At 62.6% G+C, this 24,921-nt stretch carries 2 protein-coding genes (1 of these 2 only partly in view); both read right to left on the bottom strand.

Annotation, left to right across the window (positions count from 1 at the left end):
- Positions 1–12,541, bottom strand: partial view of a non-ribosomal peptide synthase/polyketide synthase gene (locus tag PMI18_RS00865; RefSeq protein ID WP_007907652.1) — the 5' portion only. 986 nt of this gene lie to the left of the window's left edge; only the first 12,541 of its 13,527 coding nucleotides appear in the window; its start codon is at positions 12,539–12,541; its stop codon lies beyond the left edge, outside the window.
- A complete protein-coding gene (locus tag PMI18_RS00870; RefSeq protein ID WP_007907651.1) occupies positions 12,541–24,921 on the bottom strand; it encodes a non-ribosomal peptide synthetase in 12,381 nt (4,126 codons plus the stop codon). Before PMI18_RS00870 ends, PMI18_RS00865 begins: the two co-directional genes overlap by 1 nt.

The raw sequence follows: 24,921 nt of genomic DNA, 5'->3' as shown, positions 1-24,921 counted from the left end.
GTGCAACCAGCAGGGATTCACGCAGCGGCGACGGCCGGACTTTGGTGACCGGGGCCTGGGAACGCTTGAGGAATTTGCCGAGTTTGTCGGCCTTGGGTCCCGGGGCGGCGGTGGGCATGGCAGCCACCGCGCGGTTGTCGACAGGCATACTGAGAGCTCCCAATTGAATGTCCTGATCAGCGACGATCTGTTCCAACAGGGCTATCCAGGCCTTGACCAGGTACTGAATGCGCTCGTGTCCGAACAAGGTTGTGGCGAATTGCCAAGTACCCAGCAATTGCCCTTCTTCATCGTCAACGAACAATGCCATGTCGAATTTAGAATGGGTCTCGAGCGCCGGCAGCGCTTCCACGCTCAAACCGCCCATGGCCTGGACGCGTCCCGGCAGGTTGTTCATCACGAACAACACCTGCACCAACGGGTTCATGCCCTTGTGTCGCGGCACGCCCGAGGCGTCGACGATCATGTCGAACGGCAGGTCCTGATGCTCCAGGGCGCTGAGCAGGGTTTCCTGGGTCTGCGCGAGGAAGTTAGAAAACACAGCGCCGGCCTCGAACCGCGAACGCAGCGGCAGCACGTTGACGAAGAAGCCGATCAGCCGCTCAAGTTCTGGCTGTTCGCGCCCAGCGACGTCTGCGCCGACCAGCACATCGGCGCCTCCACTGACCTGATGCAGCAGCACCTGGAACGATGCCAGCAGCGTGCTGTACAACGTGACGCCCGCGTCCATGGACAGCTTGCGCAGCGCGCGGGTCAAACCGGTAGTGAGCTGGAACTGCACTGCGTCGCCCTCAAAGGACGGCGTCAGGCCGCGCGGGTTATCCAATGGCAGCAGCAACTGCCCGCTGTAACCGCTGAGCCGGTCTTTCCAGTACGCGGCCTGTTGCCCCAGAACCCCTTGCTGCTCAAGCGCCTGCTGCCACAGCGCGAAGTCGGAATATTGCACCTCCAATGCCGGCAATGGCGTCAGGTTGCCGTCTTCGGCACGGTCGTAGCTGTCGTAAATTTGCACCAATTCATTGATCAAAATCCCCATCGACCAACCGTCGGAAATGATGTGGTGCATGGCATACAGCATCACATGCTCGGTCGGCCCCAGGTGCAGGATTCGCCCACGCAACAGCGGCGCCTGCTCCAGGTCGATCGGTGTGCGTGCGTTGTCCAGCACCGCTTGCGCCACCTGCTCTTCCTGAGCACTGCGCGACAGCCCGGACAGGTCGATCACCGGGAAGTCCAGTTCGACATGTTCGGCGATCAGCGCAATCGGGTCGCCCTCGTCGTCTTGCGTATAAGCGGTGCGCAACACTTCGTGGCGGCGCACCACTTCGGCAAAGCTGCTCAACAGGCGCTCGACCGACAGCTCGCCGCGCAAGCGCAGGGCCATCGGCATGCCGTAGGCAGAGGAACCGCCGGAAAGTTGCTCGGCGATCCACAGGCGGCGCTGCACCAACGACAACGGTGCGCTGTGCCTGGCGCCATGGGCCTTGAGCGCCACGGAGCGAGCGCCTGCGCCTGTCGCTGGCGTGTCCTGCTGCTGACGCATCCAGGTCGCCAGATCCGTGAGCCGTGGATGGTTGAACAGGTCACGCAAGTTCAAGGTGCCGCCCGTGAGTTTGCGCAAGCGCGACACCGCCTGAGTCGCCAGCAGGGAATGCCCGCCCAACTCGAAGAAGTGATCCTCGCGGCCAACCCGCTCGAGTTCCAGCACATTCTGCCAGACCGTCGCAATCTGCTCTTCAAGCTCGCCGACCGGTGCGACAAAGTCCCGGGCCGATGCGCTGACATCAATGCTCGGCAACGCCTTGCGATCGATTTTGCCATTGGGCGTCAGCGGCAGGCTTTCGAGGAACAACACATGCGCCGGCACCATGTAATCCGGCAGGTTTTGCTTAAGATGTGTCTTGAGTTCTTCGCGCAGTACGGCCTGAGTCGAGGCATCGCCACGCACCAGCGCCGGGTCATCGAACACTACGTAGGCAATCAATTGCTGGCCCAACGCGCCTGGATGCGCCACGACCAGTGCCTGTCGCACGCTCGGTGCCTGCAGCAGACGGGCTTCAATTTCACCCAGTTCGATACGGAAGCCACGCACTTTCACTTGATGGTCGATACGCCCGACGTATTGCAACGTGCCGTCGGCCTGATAACGGGTCAGGTCACCGGTGCGGTACAAACGTTCGCCGTTGCTGGCAAACGGGTTCGGCACGAACTTCTCGGCGGTCATTGCCGGGCGCCCCAGGTAACCGCGGGTAATGCCGGCTCCGGCCAGGTACAACTCGGCCGATGCGCCCAGCGGCGCCGGTTGCAGATCAGCACCGAGCAAATAGCTGGCGGTGCCGTTGAGCGGCCGACCGACGTTCGCCGTGCCGCCGGCTTCGCGGCGACTCCAGGTGGAATAGGTGGTGTCTTCCGACGGGCCATACAGGTCGTAGACATGTTCGATGCTCGCCTGTTGGTACAACGTCTCCACCAGACTCTGCTTCAGTGGCTCACCGGCCAGGTTGATGATGCGCACGCCTGACGGTATGTGCCCGGCATCCTGCAATGCGGCAATGGCCGACGGTACGGTGTTGATCAGGCGCACCTGCTCCCGCGCCGGCAAGTGCGGCAGTTCCAGAGCATTGCGAGCGATGATCAGCGAACCGCCGTTGGCCAGGGTGACAAACAGCTCCCACACCGACAGGTCAAAGCACACCGACGTCGAGGCCAATACCCCTTGAATGTCGTCGCGGCTGTACACCGACCGCGACCAGTCCATCAGCGCCAGCACATTGCGATGGGTAATCGCCACGCCTTTGGGCTTGCCGGTGGAACCGGAGGTGTAGATCACGTAGGCCAGGTTGTCCGGCGTCACCGCGGTCATCGGCGCGTGGTGCGGATAAGCCGCCAGTGGCGCTTCGAGCTGATCGAGCAGCAGCACCCGGGTGTCGGCGCCTGTGGCCAGCGTCGTCGCCACCGCCTGTTCGGTCAGCAGCACCAGGGCACGGCTGTCCTCCAGCATGTAGGCCACACGATCGGCCGGATAATCCGGGTCCAGCGGCACATAGGCGCCACCGGCCTTGAGCACCGCCAGCAGCGCCACCAGCAAGTTGTCGGAACGCTGCATCGCCACGCCAACACGGACTTCCGGGCCGACACCGCATTCGATCAGCTTGTGCGCCAGACGATTGGCCCGCGCATCGATGTGGGCATACGTCAGCTGCCGGTTGCCGAAGGTCACGGCCAACGCTTGCGGCTGCACAAAGACCTGACGCTCGATCATCTGGTGAATGCACAGATCCTCGACGCCACTGCCTTCACTGCGGTTCCAGTCGCGCAGTACCAATTGCTGTTGGGCTTGGTCCAGCAACTCCAACTCGCCGAGACAACGCTCGGCGCTGGCGCTCATCTGGATCAACAGGTGCTGCAACTGCGCCGCCAGTGTCGCCACGCTGGTCGCGGCAAAACGGCTGTGCTGATAGCTGAAATGCACCGTCAATCGGCTGTCCAGGCTCACCGCCAGCGTCAACGGGTAGTTGGTTTGCTCATGCCTGGCCACCTCGCCGAAGCGCAGGTCTTGCGGCGCGCCTTTCTCCAGCGCCTGGGAAATCGGGTAGTTCTCGAACACCAGAATGTTGTCGAACAGGGCTTCACCGCCCTGCCCGGCCCAGCGCTGAATGTCGAACAGCGGCGTATGTTCCTGCTCACGCAGCAACAGATTCTGTGCCTGCACCTGCTGTAACCACTGCGCCAACGGTTGTTCGGCACGGGGGCTGGCGATGACCGGCAAGGTGTTGATGAACAACCCGATCTGCTGTTCGACCCCACTCAGTTGCGCCGGACGACCAGAAACCGTGGCGCCGAAACTGACGGTGTCCTGCCCGGTGTAGCGCTGCAACAACAGTAACCAGGCGGCCTGAACCAAGGTGTTGACGGTGACTTTCTGTCCCCGGGCAAAGGTGTTGAGGTGATCGGTGACAGCGGTGTCCAGGGTCAGGACATGCTCGCCCTGCGTATCGATGCCAGCCTGGTTGCCACGGTAAACGAGCGCGTCGGCCAGACGGGTCGGCGCTTCGAAGTTCGCCAGTTGGCCCTTCCAGAAGTGCTCGGCGACCTGCGCGTCCTGTTGCCCCAACCACTGGATGTAATCCCGATAACGACCCGCCGCGATCACCGGTGCCTGGCCGCTGTAGCGTTGCAGCACTTCGCCCAGCAGCTGCGAGTTGCTCCAGCCATCCATCAGAATGTGGTGGCTGGTGTAAATCAGCTGAAAGCGTTCGGCGGCGACTTGTACCACCACCAGACGCAGCAGAGGCGCCTCATGCAGGTCGAAGCCCTGTTGCCGTTGTGCATGAGCCAGTGCCTCGAGCGCCAGGGGCAGGTCGTTCTGCCCACGCCAGTCATGGAAGGTGAACGGTACTGGCAAGCGCTTGTGGATCACTTGCTGTGGCCGCTGCAATTCGCCGTCCCAGACAAAACTGCTGCGCAGCACATCGTGCGCATCCAGTGCCGCTTGCCAAGCGTCGCGGAAACGCTCGACCTGCAAACCTTCGACGTCCACGCACAGCTGATTGATGTAATCGCCGGCCTGCTGCTCGTAAAGGGTGTGGAACAACATGCCTTGCTGCATCGGTGACAACGGGTAAATATCTTCGACCTGACGTGGCGCCACGGGCAACGAATCGAGCTGGATTTGCGTCAACCCGGCCAGCGGGAAGTCCGACGGTGTCAGCCCCTGATGCCGAGCCTGACAGCAGTGCTCGATCAAGATCCCCAGTTCCCGCGCATATGCATCCGCCAACCGCGCGATGGTCGATTGATCGAACATCTGCCCGCTGAACGTCCAGCCGATACTCAATTCGCCGCCATACACCCGACCATTGAGGGTCAGCCAATTGTCCAGAGGCGCCAGCGGACTTTGCTGCGCGCCCGCCGATTCGCTGGCCGGGGTGAACAGTGCGCCCGCCTCGTCGCCGAACCCGGCATCGAACTGGCCCAGGTAGTTGAAGGTAATGCGTGGCACGGGCAAGGCTTGCAGCGCCTGGCGGGTGCTGTCATTGCCCAGATAGCGCAGCGCGCCGAAGCCCAGGCCCTTATCGGGGATCGCCCGCAGTTGCTCTTTGATCGTCTTGATCGAGTCCTGCGCAGTCGCCGCCGGTGTCAGCCTGACCGGGAACAGACTGGTGAACCAGCCTACGCTGCGGCTCAGGTCAAGTTCGTCGAACAACGCCTCGCGGCCATGGCCCTCGAGCTGGATCAGGGTCGATGCGTCGCCCGTCCAGTCCGCGATCACCCGCGCCAACGCCGTCAGCAGCAGGTCGTTGACCTGTGTGCGATAGGCCGCCGGCGCCTCTTGCAACAGCTGGCGGGTCTGCTCTTTGTCCAGACGGGTTTGCACATGCAAGGCATGGCGATTGTGCAACTCACCCTGCGGTCGCTCGCAGGGCAAGTCATTGCGCGAACCCTGCAATTGCCCTTGCCAGAATGTCAGCTGAGCCTGCATCACCGCGCTGTCGGCATGTTGTTGCAAGCGTCGCGCCCAGGCCTGGGTGGCGCTGGTCTTGGCCTGCAATTTGAGCGCCTCGCCGGCCTGCAACTGCTCGTAGGCCTGTTGCAGGTCTTCGAACAGAATGCGCCAGGACACGCCGTCGACCACCAGGTGATGGATCACCAGCAACAGACGCTGACTGCCATCGGCCATGTTCGCCAGCACCGCGCGCAGCAGATTGCCGCTCGCCAGTTCGAGGCTGCGCTGGGCCTGCTCGCCCAACTGCTCAAGCGCTAGCGCATCGGCGACCTCGGCGGTCCACAGCAACGGCGACTGTTGCCAGAGCGCCTGTTGCTCAGCCAGGGAACGATGCTGCGCGGTCCAGCGGTTGCCCTGACGGATGAAGGCCAGGCGCAACGCATCGTGATGGCTGACCAGTGCCTGCAACGCCCGCTCCAGGTGTTGGGCATGCAACGGTTTGGCGGATTTGAGCAGCACCGACTGGTTCCAGTGGTGCGGCTCGGCCATCTCGCGTTCAAAGAACAACTGCTGGAATGGCAGCAATGGTGTGTCACCGGTGACCGGGCCCTGATCGATGCTCAAGCCGCTGTCGCCGAGGGTCGCCACCGCCGCGAGACTTTGCACGTTCTGATGCAGGAACAGGTCTTTGGGGCTGAAATGAATCCCCGCCTGACGCGCACGGCTGACCACCTGAATCGAGATGATCGAATCACCGCCCAGCTCGAAGAAGTTGTCGCTGATACCCACCTGCGGCCGACCCAGCACGCTTTGCCAGATGTCCACCAACGCCTTTTCAATGGCAGTGGTCGGGGCGGTGTACGCCTTGCTGCTGGCCGTCGTGTCAGCCTTTGGCAACGCCTTGCGTTCCAGTTTGCCGTTGGGGCTGACCGGCATTTTTTCCAGCCACAGCCAATGCTGCGGGACCATGTAGTCCGGCAATGTCTGGCTCAAATGTTCCTTGAGGCTGCGCTGCACGGCGTTGCGAACGTCATCGTCGGCGTGCAGCAGTGCGTCGCGGGCCGGCACCACATACGCCACCAACAGCGTGCCGTCCTGGGCGATGACCACCGTTTCACGGACTTCGTCGTGTTCGGCCAGGCGCGCTTCGATCTCGCCCAATTCGATGCGCAGGCCACGGATTTTCACCTGATGGTCCATGCGCCCGGCGTATTCGATCACCCCGTCGGCGCGATAACGCGCCAGGTCGCCGGTGCGGTACAGACGCTGGCCGTCACCGAAGGCACTGGTGACAAATCGCTCGGCAGTCAGTGCTGCACGGCGGTGATAACCCCGGGCCAGGCCTTCGCCGCCCAAGTAAAGCTCGCCGATCACACCCACCGGCACCGGCGACAACTCGTGATCGAGAATGTAAGTGCCCAGGTTGGCGATCGGCTGGCCGATCGGCACGCTGTCGCGACCTTCCTCGATGCACGTCCAGTGCGTGACGTCGATGGCCGCTTCGGTCGGGCCGTAGAGGTTGTACAGACCGGCATTGGGCAACTTGGCAAACACTTGCTGCTGCGCATCCACTTGCAGGGCTTCGCCACTGCACACGATCCGGGTCAGGCTGATGCACTCGCCCACCAAAGGGTCTTGCAGGAACGCCTGCAACATCGACGGCACGAAGTGCAGCGTGGTGATGCGTTGTGCGGCGATCAGTTCGATCAACTGCGCCGGATCACGATGAATACCCGGCGCGGCCACCACCAGGGTCGAACCGGTCAACAGCGGCCAGAAGAACTCCCAGACAGACACATCGAAGCTGAACGGGGTCTTTTGCAGCACACTGTCCGTGGCGTCGAGTCGATAGGCCTGTTGCATCCAGCACAGGCGATTGACCAGCGCCGAATGACGGTTACCCGCGCCTTTCGGCTTGCCGGTGGAGCCCGAGGTGTAGATTACATAGGCAAGGTTTTCCCTATCCAGGTCGATGCCCGGGTTGGCGTCGCTGCGGCCTTCCAGCCAGTCGCCGTCCTGATCCAGCACCAGGCTGCGAATGCCTGCCGGGATCGGCAATTGCTCAAGCAAGTGGCTCTGGGTCAGCAGCAGCTGAATGCCGCTGTCTTCAAACATATAGGCCAGGCGTTCCTGCGGGTATTCCGGGTCCAGCGGCAGATAGGCACCGCCGGCCTTGAGAATCGCCAACAGGCCCACGACCATTTCCACGGACCGCTCGACCGCGATGCCCACCAGCACATCCGGGCCGACGCCCTGCTCGATCAGCGCGTGAGCCAGTTGGTTGGCTCGGCCATTGAGCTCGGCGTAGCTCAAACGTTGTTCGGCAAATACCAGTGCACACGCATTCGGGGTTTTACCGACCTGTTCTTCGATCAGGTCATGCACGCTGCGGTTCAACGGGTAGTCGACAGCGGTGGCGTTCCAGTCGACGACCGTCAGCTGGCGCTCCTGGTCATCGAGCAATGCCAATTGCCCGACCGGCCGGTTGATGTCCGCGACCAGGCCCTGCAACAGGTTCAGCCAGTGCCGGCCCATGCGCTCGATGGTCGATGGCTCGAACAGATCGGTGGCGTAGGTCAGCGAGGCGTGCAGACCTTGTGGGTTATCACTGGTGTCCAGGGTCAGGTCGAACTGCGCGGTGCGGTGCTCCCAACTGAGATTTGCAAGCTCAATGCCCGGCAAGGATTCGGCCAGCGTTGACGCCGCTTCACTGCGGTGGTTGAACATCGCCTGGAACAGAGGGCTGTGGCTCAGGTTACGTTGCGGTTGCAAGGCATCGACCAGTTGCTCGAACGGCAAGTCCTGATGCATCTGCGCCGCCATGGCCGTCTGCTTCACCTGTTGCAACAGTTGAGCGCCCGTCAGATGGCCGTCGAACTCGGCGCGCAGCACCTGAGTGTTGACGAAGAAGCCGATCAGACGCTCGGTTTCCAGGCGGTTGCGGTTGGCAATGGGCACCCCGACGCGGATGTCGGCCTGGCCACTGTAGCGATGCAGCAAGGTCTGGAACGAGCCAAGCAACAGCATGAACAGCGTGACGTTTTCGCGCCGGGCCAATGCCTTCAATGCGTTGCTCAGGGATTCGTCGAGGGTGATCGGCAGACGCGCCCCGCGAAAACTTTGCTGCGCCGGACGCGGATGATCCAGTGGCAGCTCCAGCAGCGGCTGTTCGCTGCCCAGCTTTTCGGTCCAGTACGCCAATTGCCGATCCCGTTCACCGGCGGCCATCCATTGACGCTGCCAGACCGCGTAGTCGGCGTATTGCACCGCAAGCGCCAGCAGCTCGGCCGGCCGGCCCTGGCTGATCGCCGAATACAGGCCCATCAAGTCATCGATCATGACCTGCAACGACCAGGCGTCGGAGACGATATGGTGCAGGGTCAGCACCAACACGTGATCCTGCTCGCCCACCTGCAGCAGGACGAAACGCACCAATGAACCGTCGAGCACATCGAACGGACGTTGCGTCTCCTGTTCGACAAAGGCCTTGATGCTCGCTTCATCGCTGACAGCCAGACGTTGCTCGACAAAGCTCACGCGACCTTGCGGGCGGATCACCTGCCAGGTGCGGCCATCTTCCTCGACGAACACCGTGCGCAAGCTTTCGTGGCGCTCCACCAGCGCCTGGAAGCTTTGTTGCAGTGCGTTTTTGTCCAGCTCGCCGCGCATCCGCAGTGCGGTCGGAATGTTGTAGGCAGCGCTGTCGGGGTCCATTTTCCACAGGAACCATTGGCGCTCCTGGGCAAAGGACAACGCCAGCGGTTGGTCACGATCGACCCGGGTCATCGCCGGTGACTGTTCGTCTGATTTGGCGCCCAGTGCCTGGACGAAATCCTCCAAGGTGCTGTGCTCGAACAGGCTGCGCAACGGTACCTGGATGTCCAACACCCGACGTACCCGCGACACCACTTGGGTCACCAGCAGGGAGTGCCCGCCCAGCTCGAAGAAGTTGTCGGTCAGGCCCACGCGGTCCAGCTTCAGCACGTCCTGCCAGATGGCGGCGACTTGCTGTTGCCGTTCGCTCTGCGGGGCGACGTAACGCGCCTGCAACTGGCTGGCATCCACCGCCGGCAACGCCTTGCGATTGAGCTTGCCATTGGGCGTCAACGGCAGGCTGGCGAGGAACAGCACATGCGCCGGGACCATGAATTCCGGCAGGCATTCCTTGAGCCGCGCCTTGAGTTCATCGCGCAGAGACTGCTGATCGTCGATGGCATCGAGGTCCAGTTGCGGCGCGACCACATAGGCCACCAGTTGTTGGCTGCCCAGGGCTTCCTGCGCCAGCACCGCGACTTCGCGAACCGCTGGTTGCTCCAGCAAACGCGCTTCGATTTCACCCAGTTCAATGCGGAAACCGCGGATCTTCACTTGATGGTCGATGCGCCCCATGTATTCGAGCACGCCGTCGTGACGATGCCGCGCCAGGTCGCCTGTGCGGTACAGCCGCGCACCGTTGCCGAACGGGTCGGGCAGGAAGCGTTCGGCGGTCATCGCCGCACGGTCGTGATACCCACGGGCCAGGCCGTCGCCACCGATCAGCAGCTCGCCAATGGAACCCGCTGGGTTCGGCGCCAGATCGTCGCCCAAAATGTACAGCGTGGTGTTGGCAATCGGTTTGCCGAGGTACGGCTGGCGCTGCTCGCGGGTCAGCTGCCAGGCCGCCGACCAGATGGTGGTTTCGGTCGGGCCATAAAGGTTCCAGACCTGCCCTGCCAGGCCAAGCATGCGCTGGGCCAGGTCATCGGCCAGCGCTTCGCCGCCGCAGAGGAATTTACAGCCCTGGAGGATGGGAGCCTGTTCGTGGTCGAGCAACATGCGCCAGGTCGACGGCGTGGCTTGCACCACCGTGACCTCCTGTTGCCGGATCATTTCCAGCAGCGCTTGCGGGTCCTGGGCGGTCTGCTTGTCCACCAGCACCACACGGGCACCGCTGAGCAGTGGGCCGTAGATTTCCAGGCCGAAAATATCGAACGAGAACGTGGTCAGTGACAGCATGCGATCCTGGGCATCGATGCCCGGCTCCTTGACCATGCTCACCACAAAGTTCACCAGCGCCTGATGGCGCACCATCACCCCTTTGGGCTTGCCGGTGGAACCGGAGGTGTAAATCGCATACGCCAGGTGTTCACCGCTGATCGACACCTGCGGGTCGGCTTCGCTGTAACCGCGAGCGTGCTCGCCTTGCGGGTCGAGCAACAGGGTCTGCACGCCAGCCGGAATCGGCAACTGCCCGATCAAATGTGCCTGGGTCAGCAGCAGTTGCAGACCGCTGTCTCCGATCATGTGTGCAAGACGGTCTTCAGGGTATTGCGGGTCCAGCGGCACATAGGCACCGCCCGCCTTGAGGATCGCCAACAGACCGATCAGCATTTCCAGGCTGCGGTCGATGGCGATACCGACCAATTGATCCGGGCCGACGCCCAGTTCGATCAGCCGATGCGCCAACTGGTTGGCCTGGCGATTGAGTTGCGCATAACTCAGGGATTGCCCTTCGAACACCAGCGCCGTGGCCTGCGGCGTGCGCAGGGCCTGGGCTTCGATCAATTGATGGATGCAACGGTCGGTCGGGTATTCGGCGGCGCTGCGGTTCCAGTCCACCAGCACCTGCTGTCGTTCGGCTTCGTCGAGCAGGGCCAGTTCGCCCACCCGCTGCTGCGGATCGGCAACGAGGCTGCCCAGCAGGTTTTGCCAATGCCGTGCCAGACGTTCGATGGTCGCGCCGTCAAACAGGTCGGTGGCGTAGGTCAGCTGTGCACCGAGGCCCTCAGGGCCGTCGAACGTTTCCAGGGTCAAGTCGAATTGCGCGGTGCGCGATGGCTGATGCAAGTGGCGGATCGTCAACGCTGACTCGCCCGCGCCCTGCCGGCTTTGGCTGGCGCCAGTGCTCTGGTGGTTATACATGACCTGGAACAGCGGGCTGTAACTCAGGCTGCGTTCCGGCTGCAAGGCCTCGACCAGTTGTTCGAAAGGCAGGTCCTGATGCGCCTGGGCGGCCATCGCGGTCTGTTTGACCTGGGCCAGCAGCGTGCTGAATGTGGCCTGTGCGTCGAACTCGGTCTTGAGCACCTGGGTATTGACGAAAAAGCCGATCAGCCGCTCGGTCTCGACCCGGTTGCGGTTAGCGGTCGGCACGCCGACGCGAATGTCGGCCTGGCCACTGTAGCGATGCAACAAGGTCTGGAAGGACGCCAGCAACAGCATGAACAGCGTGACGTTTTCGCTTTTGGCCAAGGCCCGCAAACGCTCGCCCAGTGCCGGCGGCAACGCCAGTTCATGACGGGCGCCCCGCAGGCTCTGGATCGCCGGACGCGGGTAATCGGTGGGCAATTCCAGCACCGGATGCTCGCTGCCCAAGTGCGCCTGCCAGTAGTCCAGTTGCCGCTCGCGCTCCCCGGCTTCCATCCAGTGCCGTTGCCAGATGCCATAGTCGGCATACTGGATCGACAACTCCGGCAAAGCGAGTTCGTGGCCCTGGCGGTAGGCGCCATACAATTGCAGCAGCTCATCGACCATGACCCGCATCGATGCGCCATCCGAGGCGATGTGGTGTTGGGTCAGGGTCAGCACGTGCTCCTGCGCGCCAAGGCGCAACAGGCTGACGCGCAACAACGGCCCGTTGACCAGATCGAAAGGCTGCCCGGCCTGTTCAGCCACGAACGCCTGAATCTGCGCCTCTGGCGACAGGGCATCGGGACTTTCATCCAGTTCGTGCACGGCGACGGTCAGGCTCATCTGTGGATGAATCACCTGCACCGCCCGCTCATCCTGCTGCTGGAATGTGGTGCGCAGGCTTTGATGACGGGCAATCAGGGTATTGAAACCGCGCTCGAGCGCCGACACGTCAAGCTCGCCCTGCAACTGCATGGCACTGGGGATGTTGTAGGCGGCGCTGTCGGGGTCCATCTGCCAGAGAAACCACTGGCGCTCCTGCGCAAAGGACAGCGGCACCGGATCGAACTGTGACTGTGTTTGGGGAATCGGCAGGTTCGCCGGCGAAACACCCTCCTCAAGCATCTTCTGCAGATAGACCCTGCGCTTGTCGAGCGGCAAAGTAATGAAGCGCCGGGCGATCTTCAAAGCGACATTGGTATCCATCAAGCTTCCTCCATTTCGTCAAGCAGGGCGTCCAGCTTGCTCAGTTTCAACGTATCGACCTGCTCACCTGCGGTTGCCAGACTGCTGACGAAATCCGTGAGTACGGGGTGTTGAAAAATCAGTTGTGGGGTCAGTTTCAGGCCCAGTTCCAGTTGCAGGCGTGAAACCACATTGACGGCCAGCAACGAGTGGCCGCCCAGTTCGAAAAAGTTATCCAGCAAACCGACCCGCTCGATTTGCAGTACGTGCTGCCAGATCGCTGCGACCTGCTGCTCGCGCTTGCTCTGCGGGGCGACATAACGCACCTGCAACTGGTTGGTCTCCACCGTCGGCAACGCCTTGCGGTCGAGTTTGCCGTTGGGGGTCAGCGGCAGGCTGGCGAGGAACAACAGGTGCGCTGGGACCATGAATTCCGGCAGGGATTCCCTGAGTCGCGCCTTGAGTTCATCGCGCAGAGACTGCTGATCGTCGGCGGCAGTGAGGTCCAGTTGCGGCGCGACCACGTAAGCCACCAGTTGCTGACTGCCCAAGGCTTCCTGCGCCAACACCGTCACTTCGCGGACCGCTGGTTGCTCCAGCAGGCGCGCTTCGATTTCACCCAGTTCGATGCGGAAACCGCGGATCTTCACTTGATGGTCGATCCGCCCTCGGTACTCGAGCACGCCATCGGCCTGATAACGGGTCAAATCGCCGGTGCGGTACAGGCGCTCGCCATTGCTGGCGAACGGGTTCGGCACGTACTTCTCGGCGGTCATGCCCGGCCGGCCCAGGTAACCACGGGTGATGCCGGCACCGGCCAGGTACAGCTCGGCGGACACGCCCAAAGGCACCGGTTGCAGGTCCGTATCCAGCAAGTAACTGGCGGTGTGCTTGAGCGGCCGGCCAATGTTCGCCATGCCACCGGCCTCGCGACGGGTCCAGGTGGAATAGGTGGTGTCTTCCGACGGGCCGTAGAGATCGTAGACATGCGCAACGGTCGGTTGCCCATAAAGCGCATCGACCAGCGACTGCTTCAACGGCTCACCAGCCAGGTTGATGATGCGCACGCCCGGCGGAATCTGCCCGGCGCTCTGCAAGGCATTGATCGCCGACGGCACGCTGTTGATCAGGCGCACCTGATCCCGGGCCGGCAATTGCGGCAACTCCATGGCATTGCGGGCGATGATCAGCGAACCGCCGTTGGCCAGGGTGACAAACAACTCCCACACCGACAGATCGAAGCACACCGAGGTCGAGGCCAGCACCCCCTGAATGTCGTCGCGGCTGTACACCGATTGCGACCAGTCAATCAGCGCCAGCACATTGCGATGGGCGATGGCCACGCCTTTGGGTTTGCCGGTGGAACCGGAGGTGTAGATCACATAAGCCAGGTTATCCGGGGTGACACGGGTGATCGGGGCACTGCGCGGATAATCCGCCAGTTGCGGCTCGATCCGGTCCATCAGCAGCACTTGGGTTTGCGCCGCCACGTTCAATGTTGCCGCAACAACCTGCTCGGTCAGCAGCACCAGGGCGCGACTGTCTTCGAGCATGTAGGCCACGCGGTCGACCGGGTAATCCGGGTCCAATGGCACGTAGGCACCGCCGGCCTTGAGCACCGCGAGCAGCGCTACCAACAGGCTGTCGGAACGCTGCATCGCCACGCCGACCCGCACTTCCGGGCCCACGCCCAATTCGATCAGCTTGTGGGCGAGTTGGTTGGCGCGGCTGTCGAGTTCGGCGTAAGTCAGCTGTTGGCTGGCGAAGGTCACCGCCAGCGCATCCGGTTGAGCGGCGACTTGGCGGTCGATCAACTGGTGAATGCACAGGTCCTGGGCGAAACCTTCGTCAGCACGGTTCCAGTCCAGCAAGACTTGCTGCTGCTCGGTTTCATCCAGCAGCACCAGCTCGCCGAGGCAGCGTTCACCGGCGTCGATCATTTGGCTCAACAGGTGCTGCAGATGAGCCGCCAATTGCGCCACAGTCGCCGATGCAAAACTGGCGCGCTGATAGCTCATGTGCACTGACAATTGAGTGTCGAGGCTCACCAGCAGGGTCAACGGATAGTTGGTCTGCTCCAGACTTGCCACCGGACCAAAGCGCAGCCCTTGCGGCGCGCCCTGCTCCAGCGCCTGGGAAATCGGGTAGTTTTCGAACACCAGAATGTTGTCGAACAGCGCTTCACCGCCCTGCCCGGCCCAGCGCTGAATATCGAACAGCGCAGTGTGTTCGAACTCGCGCAAAGCCAGGTTTTGCGCTTGCACCGCTTGCAGCCAACTATTGAGCGATTGCTCGGCCCGTGGGCTTGCGATCACCGGCAAGGTGTTGATGAACAAACCGATCTGTTGCTCGACACCCGGCAAGTCGGCCGGACGACCGGCAACCGTCGCGCCGAAGGCCACGGTATTTTTACCGGTGTAGCGTTGCAACAGCAGCAACCAGGCCGCCTGCACCAGGGTGTTGACGGTGACTTTCGAAGCCCGGGCAAATTCACCCAGACGCAGGGTTTGATCGGCATCCAGCACCTGTAAATGATCGCCATAACCCTGGACGTTATCAGCCGCCGATGGTTTCGCGACGGTCTGGGCCAGGCGCGTCGGCTCATCGAGTGCGTGCAGCGCCGGGGTCCAGAACGCTTCACTGGCCGCCGTGTCCTGGCATTGCAGCCAGGCGATGTAATCGCGATAACGCCCACTGTGAGCGGCATTGAATTGACCGCTGTAACGCTGCAGCACTTCGCCAAGCAACTGCGAGTTGCTCCAGCCATCCATCAGGATGTGATGGTTGGTGTAGATCAGGTGATGACGGTTGTCGTCGATGCGTGCAATCACCAGCCGCAACAAGGTCGACGCGCTCAGGTTCAGGTTTTGGCGCTCAGTGTCGGCGAGCGTCCGCAAGGCCTGATCGCGCTGCGGATGGATGCGCAAATCATGCAGGCTGTAAGGCATCTGCGTGTGTTTGCTGACCACCTGCACCGGGCTTTCCAGTTCGCCCTGCCAGACAAATCGTGTACGCAGAATGTCGTGGGCATCCACCGCCGCTTGCCAGGCCTGATGGAAACGCTCGGGGTCGAGCCCTTCAACGTCCAGGCGTATCTGGTTGATGTAATCGCCGGTGGTTTCTTCGTACACGGCATGGAACAACATGCCCTGCTGCATCGGCGACAGCGGGTACAGGTCTTCGATCGACTGCGCCGCCAGCGGCAAGCCGTCCAGTTGTGCCTGGCTCAAGCGCGCCAGCGGGAAGTCCGACGGGGTGACGCCGTGATTTCCGGTCTGGCAGCAATGGGCGATCAGTGCTTGCAGCTCCAGTGCGTAATCATCGGCCAAACCCTGGATGGTCGCCTCATTGAACATTTCACGGCTGAAGGTCCAGCCCAGGTTCAGTTCGCCGCCATACACCTGACCGTTGAGGGCCAGTTGGTTAGCCAATGGTGCGTTGGCATCCAGCTCATCGCCAGCCGCTTCGCTGGACGGCACGAACAACGCGCCGTCAGCTTCGGCGAAGCTGCCGTCAAACTGGCCCAGGTAGTTGAAGGTCAGGCACGGTACCGGCAATTGGCTGAGAGTTTTACGTGCAGCCTCGTCACCCAGATGGGCCAGCGCACCAAAACCGATGCCCCTGTTCGGGATCGCCCGCAGCTGTTCCTTGATCTGTTTCAGCGAGCCGCCAAGGTCAGCGACCGGCGTCAGTTTCGCCGGGTACAAGCTGGTGAACCAGCCGACCGTGCGGGTCAGGTCAACTCCATCGAACAGCTCTTCACGGCCATGACCTTCGAGCTGGATCAATGTGCTGTCGGCGCCGGTCCAGCGCACCATGACGCGGGCCAGTGCGGTCAGCAGTAAATCGTTGACCTGGGTGCGATAGGCCGCCGGGGCGTCTTGCAGCAATTGCCGGGTCAGTTCCTTGTTCAGTTGCGTGCGCACCGTCAATGCGTGCCGGTTCTGTTGCCCGCCCTGGGGATTATCCGCCGGCAACGCCACGTCGGCGCCCTGCAATTGCTGTTGCCACCAGGCCAGTTCGCTGCGCAGTTCAGCACTGCGGGCGTAGGTTTGCAGATGCTCGGCCCAGACCTTGGCGGCGCTGGTTTTGGCTGGCAATTGCAGGGTTTCGCCGGTCAACAGTTGACGGTAGGCGGTTTGCAGATCGTCGAACAGAATCCGCCACGACACGCCGTCCACCACCAAATGGTGGATCGCCAGCAACAGTCGCTGACTGCCGTCATCGAGGTTCGCCAGCACCGCACGCATCAGTGGCCCGTCTTGCAGGTTCAGGCTGCGTTGCGCTTCGTTGGCCACCGCTTCCAGTGCCGTGGCGTCGGGGACATCGACCACCCAGACCATCGCATCGGTCTGGCTGTCCAGCGGGCGGTACTGCGCCTGCCAACCCTCAGCCTGTTCGACGAAGCTCAAGCGCAAACCATCGTGGTGCGCAACCAGTGCACCCAAAGCCAGCTCCAGCACGTTGGCATTCAAGGTTTGCGTCGGCTTGAGCATCACCGCCTGGTTCCAGTGCTGGCGCTCGGGGATGGCCTGCGTGAAGAACACCTGTTGCACCGGCAACAACGCCAGTTCGCCCGTCACCGGCCCTTGGTCGATGACCTGGGCCTGTTCGCCAAGCCGCGCCACCGTGGCCAGTGCTTGAATGGTCTGGTGCTGGAACAAGTCTTTGGGGGTGAAGCGGATACCGGCCTGACGGGCGCGGCTGACCACTTGAATCGAGATGATCGAATCGCCGCCCAGTTCGAAGAAGTTGTCGCTCAAACCGACCTGATCGAGTTTCAGCACGTCCTGCCAGATCGACGCCAGTTGCTGCTCCAGTGCGCTTTGCGGCGCCACGTAGGCTTGCTGCAATTGACTGACGTCCGGTTTGGGCAGGTTCTTGCGGTCGAGTTTGCCGTTGGGGGTCAGCGGCAGGCGCTCAAGCAGCAGCAAATAGGCCGGGACCATGTGCGCCGGCAACGCGGCTTTAAGTTGTTCGCGCAGGCTTTCGGCAAAATCGCTGCGATCGGCATTGAGCGCGTCGGCCACCACATAAGCCACGAGGCGCTTGCCGCTGCCGGCGGTGCCTTCCTGGGCAACCACCACGGCGTCGCGTACACCTTCGAGGGTTTGCAGGCGCGCTTCGATTTCTCCCAGCTCGATGCGGAAACCGCGAATTTTCACCTGATTGTCGATGCGATCCAGGTAATCGAACGTGCCATCGGCACGCTGACGCACCAGGTCACCGGTGCGGTACAGCAGGCCACCGACAGCGCTGAACGGATCGGCGACAAAGCGTTCCGCCGTCAGCCCCGGACGGTTCAGGTAACCCCGGGCCAGGCCCGTGCCGCCCAAGTACAATTCACCGGCCATACCTTGAGGCAGCAGGTTCAGGTCGGCGTCCAGCACGTAAGCGCTGCGATCACCAATACGGCTGCCGATCGGCGCATAGGCCGCACCGCACGGCACCTCGCGCCCAGCCTTCCAGATCAACGGCGTGACCACGGTTTCGGTCGGGCCGTAGCCGTTGATGATGTAGTCCGGATCGAGCGCGCGCTTGACCCGCTCGAAACTGGCGTTGGGCACGGCATCGCCGCCGAAGCAGTAGATCCGCACCTTCGGCGGGTTGCCTTCACGTTCGGCATGCTCGGCCAGTTGTTGCAGGTAGACCGGCGGGAACGCCACCACCGTCACGCCGTGTTCGCGCATGGCGTTGTAAGTCTGCTCCGGGGTCCAGAGGCTGTCGTCGCGAATCAGCAGCGAGGCGCCGTGGGTCAGGCTGGTCAGCCAACGCTCGTGGGCGCCGTCGAACGCGAAGGACATGAAGTGGAATTCGCAGTCGCTGTCACGCATTTCATAGCGCTCGCCGATGGCCTGGCAGTGCATCGCCAGCGGGCCATGGGCAACGCTCACGCCTTTGGGATTACCGGTGGAACCGGAGGTGTAGATGACGTAAGCGAGGTTCTGCGGATCGAGCTGCACCTTAGGCGCATTGAGGGATTGGCTGCGCAGATCGAGGCGGTCGAGCTCCAGCACCGGGACCGAATCATCCACCGGCAACTGCGCAGAAACAGCAGAGTCGGTCAGCAACAATGCCAGCCCCGAATCCTCAATCAGATAGGCCAGGCGTTCACGGGGATAGCTGGTGTCCAGCGGCACGTAGGCACCGCCGGCCTTGAGCACCGCCAGCAACGCGACGATCACCCCTTCGCTGCGCGGCAAGGCCACGCCGACCCGGCTTTCCGGGCCGACACCCAGCGCGATCAGGGCGTGGGCCAACTGATTGGCGCGTCGGTCGATATCGCCATAACTGAAACGCTGACCGGCGAAGATCACCGCCGTGCGCTCCGGGCGCTGGGCGGCGAGCTCGGCGATGCGTTGGTGAACAGCGACATTCACCGGGTACGGTTGCGGCTGGTTACTGGCCTGTTGCTGCGCGAGTTCGGCGGCGCTGGCCAGGGCGATTTCGCCGAGGTTGCGTTCGGCCGACTCGGCGAACTGCTCCAGCAGTTGCAGCAGGTGCGCACTGATGCGCTCGATCACCGGCATGGAGAAATGCGCCCGGTCGAAGCTGTAATGCAGCGCCAGGGTCTGGCCCAGCGTCACGGCGACGCTCAACGGATAATGGGTTTGTTCAAGGTTGGCGACTTCTCCGAACACCACACCTTGCTCCGCGCCCTGTTGCAGCGCCTGCGCAATCGGGTAGTTCTCGAACACCAGAATATTGTCGAACAACGCTTCGCCACCCTGCCCGGCCCAGCGTTGGATGTCCGCCAGCGGTGTGTGTTCAAACTCGCGCAAGTTGAGGTTTTGCGCCTGTACGGTTTGCAACCAGTGGCCAACGCTCTGATCCGGACGCGGCGCGCCGATCACCGGCAAGGTGTTGATAAACAGCCCGACCTGTTGCTCGATGCCGGGCAAGTCTGCCGGACGCCCAGCCACCGTGGCACCGAAGGCCACGCTTTCGTGACCGGTGTAGCGTTGCAGCAACAGCAGCCACGCGGCTTGCACCAAGGTGTTGAGGGTGACCTTCTGTTGCCGGGCAAAGGCTTCAAGGCTTTGGGTGCGACTGACTTCCAGGGTCTGGAAGTGATCGCCGTGCCCGCTCAGGGTTTCATTGCCGGACACCACCAGGGCCAGCCGGGTCGGCTCTTGCAAGGAGGCCAGCGGCTCGCTCCAGAAATCCTGGCTCGATTGCGCGTCCTGACGTTGCAACCAACCGATGTAATCGCGATAGCGCCCGCCGGTGGCTATCGGCGCGCGACCGCTGTAACGCTGCAAGACTTCGCCGAGCAACTGCGAATTGCTCCAGCCGTCCATCAGGATGTGGTGATGGGTGTAAATCAGGTGCCAACTATCGGCGGCGGTTTGCACCAGTACCAGTCGCAGCAACGGTGCCAGGCTCAGGTCGAACCCTTGTTGGCGTTCGGCATCGGCCCGTTCACGCAAGGCCTGAACCTGATCGCCACGCTCACGCCAGTCCAGCACGGTAAACGGCAACTGAACCTGTTTGTGGACGATCTGAACCGGTTGTTCCAGTTCACCCTGCCAGACAAAACCTGTGCGCAGGATGTCCTGTGCATCGACAGTGGCCTGCCAGGCCGCGCAGAAACGCTCGGGGTCGATGCCCTGCACGTCCACCCGCAACTGATTGATGTACTCGCCCGCCGCCTGCTCGTAAAGGGTGTGGAACAACAGCCCCTGCTGCATCGGCGACAACGGGTAGAGGTCGTCGAGTTGCCCGGCGGCTACCGGCAGTGCATCGAGTTGTGCCTGGGTGATGCGCGCCAGCGGGAAATCCGACGGCGTAGCCTGTGGGGTTTCGAGGGTGCAGCAATGTTCGATCAACGCATTGAGTTCGACAGCGTATTGATCAACCAGCTGCTGGATGGTCGCGGTGTCGAACATCTCACGGCTGAAGCCCCAGCTCATCGACAGCTCACCGCCGTACACCTGACCTTCGACCGTTAGCCAGTTGGCCAACGGCGCCGACGGATCCTGGGCCGCTCCACTGCCTTCGCTGGACGGCACAAACAGCGCCGCCTCGTCGAACTGGCGGTCGAACTGCCCCAGGTAGTTGAAGGTGATGCGCGGCTGCGGCAGGGCTGCCAGTGCGGCGCCAATTTGCGGATCGGCCAGGTAGCGCAGCACACCGTAGCCCAGACCTTTGTCCGGTACCGCGCGCAGTTGCTCCTTGACCGTTTTGATCGATGCGCCGAGATCGCCGGCCGGGGTCAGGTTGACCGGAAACAGGCTGGTGAACCAGCCGACGGTGCGGGTCAAATCGATGTCGTCGAACAGGTCTTCGCGGCCATGCCCCTCGAGCTGGATCAGCGTGCTGCCCTGCCCGGTCCAGCGGCACACGGCCCGCGCCAGCGCGGTCAGCAGCAGATCATTGACTTGGGTGCGATACGCCGCCGGTGCCTGTTGCAGCAGTTTGCGGGTTCGCTCGGCGTCGAAGGTGAATTCGACTTTCTGCTCGAAACGGTTTTGCAGTGCACCGTCAGGGCGGTCGCACGGTAAGTCGTTTTGCGCTGCATCGCGCAGTTGGGTCTGCCAATAATCGGCACTGTTGCGCAACGTTGGCAGGTGGCTTTGCAGACGCGCGACCCAGCGTTGATAGGAACTGGTTTTCGCCGCAGCGATCAGCGTCGAGCCGTCGCGCACCTGACTGTAGAACTGCTGAAGATCCTCCAGCAACACCCGCCACGAAACCCCGTCCACCACCAGGTGATGAATAGCCAACAGCAGCCGTTGCGTGCCGTCGGCCATGTCCACCAACAGCGCTCGCAGCAATGGGCCGTGACTCAGATCAAGACTGCGCTGGGCTTCGTCGCACAAGGCATTCAGTTCTTCGGTCGATTGCGCCGAGCGTTGCCACAACACCGACTCGCTGGACACCGCGCCATAGGCTTGCTGCCAACCGGTATCAGTCATTTCATATCGCAGACGCAAACCGTCGTGATGCTTGAGCAACTGCGCCAACGCTTGATCCAGCGTCCCGGCCTCCAGCGTTTCGCGTGGGACCAGCAACAGCGACTGGTTCCAGTGGTGACGCTGCGCAATGGCTTGCTCGAAGAACCAGTGCTGCACCGGCGTCAGGGCCACCGCGCCAACGGCCGGACCTTGATCGATCAGGTTCTGTTCACCGCAGCGGGCCACTTGCGCCAGGCTGCGAATGGTCTGGTGCTGGAACAGGTCCTTGGGACTCAACACGATGCCCGCCTGACGCGCGCGGCTGACCACCTGCATCGACACAATGGAATCGCCGCCCAGTTCGAAGAAGTTGTCTTCCAGACCGACGTTGTCGATGGCCAGAACGTCCTGCCAGATCGCTGCCAGGGACTTTTCCAGCGCCGAGCGTGGCGCCACGTGTTCGCGTTGCTGCTGAGTGCCGTCGACCGCAGGCAAGGCTTTACGGTCGAGTTTGCCGTTGGGCGTCAACGGCAGTTGCTCGAGAAACAGCAGATAAGCCGGCACCATGTAATCCGGCAAATGTTGGCGCAGGGCGGCTTTCAGGGTTTCACGCAGGCTCGCTTGAGCATCGGCATTGCCCGTCAACACGCCTGCATCGGTCGGCACGATGTAGGCGACCAATTGCTGACCGCTGGCGCCGTCCTGAGCCAGCACTGCCAGTTCGCGCACCGCGTCCTGCTGCAACAGCCGCGCTTCGATTTCACCGAGTTCGATACGAAATCCCCGAACCTTGACCTGGTGGTCGATGCGACCGACGTATTGCAATGCACCGTCGACCTGATAACGGGTCAAATCGCCCGTGCGATACAGGCGCTCGCCGTTGCTGGCGAACGGGTTCGGCACGTACTTCTCGGCGGTCATGCCCGGCCGCGCCAGGTAACCTCGGGTGATGCCGGCGCCGGCCAGGTACAGCTCGGCCGATACACCTTGGGGCACCGGTTGCAGATCGGCGTCCAGCAAATAACTGGCGGTGTGTTTGAGTGGCCGGCCAATGTTGGCGGTGCCGCCGGCTTCGCGCCGAGTCCAGGTGGAATAGGTGGTGTCTTCCGATGGACCGTAGAGGTCGTAGACGTGCTCGAGGGTCGGCTGCTGATACAACGCATCCACCAGGCTCTGCTTCAGCGGCTCACCGGCGAGGTTGATGATGCGCACACTCGGCGGAATCTGTCCGTCGCGCTGCAAGGCATTGATCGCCGATGGCACGGTGTTGATCAGGCGCACCTGATCACGAGCCAGCAATTGCGGCAACTCCAGGGCGTTGCGTGCGATGATCACTGAGCCGCCATTGGCCAAGGTGACAAACAGCTCCCACACCGACAGGTCGAAACACACCGACGTCGAGGCCAGTACCCCCTGAATATCGTCGCGGCTATAGACCGACTGCGACCAGTCGATCAGCGCCAGCACGTTGCGATGGGCGATGGCCACGCCTTTGGGTTTGCCGGTGGAACCGGAGGTGTAGATCACGTAAGCCAGATTATCCGGCGCGACGCGAGTCACCGGCGCGCTGCTCGGGTAAGCGGCCAGCCACGGCTCGGCGGCGTCCATCAGCAGCACTTGAGTGCCCGCCGCCACGTTCAATGTTGCCGCAACAGCCTGCTCGGTCAGCAGTACCAGGGCGCGACTGTCTTCGAGCATGTAGGCCACGCGTTCGGCCGGGTAATCCGGGTCCAGCGGCACATAGGCGCCACCGGCCTTGAGCACCGCCAGCAACGCCACCAGCAGACTGTCAGTACGCTGCATCGCCACGCCGACCCGCACTTCCGGGCCCACGCCCGACTCGATCAGCTTATGCGCCAGACGGTTGGCCTGAGCGTCGAGTTCGGCGTAGGTCAGTTGTTTTGCCGCGAAGGTCACCGCCAGCGCGTCCGGCATGGCCGCGACTTGCCTGGCGATCAGCTCATGGATGCACAGATCATCGGCGAACCCTTGGTCAGCGCGGTTCCAGTCGTGAACGATGCGCTGATACTCCGCGGCTTCAAGCAACGGCAAATCGCTGATGCGCTGCTGGCTGTCGTTGACCATGCCGCGCAACAGGTGGGTCCAGTGCCGTGCCATGCGGGTGATGGTCGTAGCGTCGAACAGGTCGTTGGCGTAGGTCAGCGCGGCGTGCAGTGTGCCGGCCTTTTCATAGGTATCCAGGGTCAGGTCGAACTGGGTGGTGCGCCCTTCCCATTCGATCACGCCCAGTTCCAGGCCCGACGCGGTAGTCACCGTGGAAATGTCCGCCACCTGCGGCTGATGGTTGTACATCACCTGGAACAGCGGCGTGTGGCTGAGGCTGCGTTCCAGCTTCAACGCTTCCACCAGCCGCTCGAATGGCAAATCTTGATGGGCCTGGGCGCCGAGGGCGGTTTCCTTGATGTCACTGAGCAAATCGGCCACGCGAGTCTGGCCGTCGAGCCGGGTGCGCAGCACTTGGGTGTTGACGAAGAAACCGATCAGGCCTTCGATTTCACCGCGATTGCGGTTGGCGATCGGCACGCCGACGCGGATGTCGGTCTGCCCGGTGTAACGATGCAGCAACGCGTTGAACGCGCCGAGCAACAGCATGAATAAGGTGATGTTGTGTTTCTGCGCGGTGGCTCGCAGTTGCTCGGCCAGTTGGCCATCGACCCCGAACTCATAACGCGTGCCACGATAGCTGGGCATCGCCGGGCGCGGGTGATCGGTGGGCAGTTCCAGCACCGGATGATCACAGCCCAATTGGGCTTGCCAGTATTCCAGTTGCCGCGCCTGCTCGCCGGCTTCCAGCCAGCGGCGTTGCCACAAGGCATAGTCGCTGTACTGAATCGGCAGCGGCGCGAGCTGCAGTTGCGCGCCTGCATCATGGGCGTCGTAGCAGCGGATGAACTCGTCGATCAACACGTTCATCGACCAGCCATCGGAAACGATGTGGTGCAGGGTCAGCAGCAGCACGTGCTCCCGCTCGGCGAGCTTGAGCAGCTTGACCCGCAGCAGCGGCCCGACGGCAAGGTCGAACGGCAGCAGCGATTGCTGCTGGGCAGCCTCGGCCACAGCCTGCTCGCGCTCAAGGGCCGGCAATGCGCTGAAATCGACCTGTTCGATCACCAGCGGCGCACTGGCCGGCACTTGTAGCAGAGTCTCGTCCGCCTGGCGCTGGAACACCGTGCGCAAGGTTTCATGACGCGCCACCAGGCTGGCGAACGCCTGCTCCAGGGCCGGCAGGTTCAACCGCCCGGTCAGGCGCACCGCGCCCGGCAAGTTATAGGCGCCACTGTGCGGGTCCAGTTGCCAGAGAAACCACATGCGCTGCTGAGCGTAAGACAGCGCCTGCCGATCCTCGGCCTCGACCCCTTGCGGAATCGGAAAACGGGCAAAGTCCACGCCCTCCTTGTGCAAGGCCGCAAGGAACATCTGGCGCTTTTCCAGGGGCAACCCGATAAACCGGCGAGCAAGTTTCAAGGAGTCTTCAGCATTCAT

It is taken from the genome of Pseudomonas sp. GM102 (assembly GCF_000282555.1).
Taxonomy (GTDB): domain Bacteria; phylum Pseudomonadota; class Gammaproteobacteria; order Pseudomonadales; family Pseudomonadaceae; genus Aquipseudomonas.
This window is presented reverse-complemented; position numbering and strand designations above follow the sequence as displayed.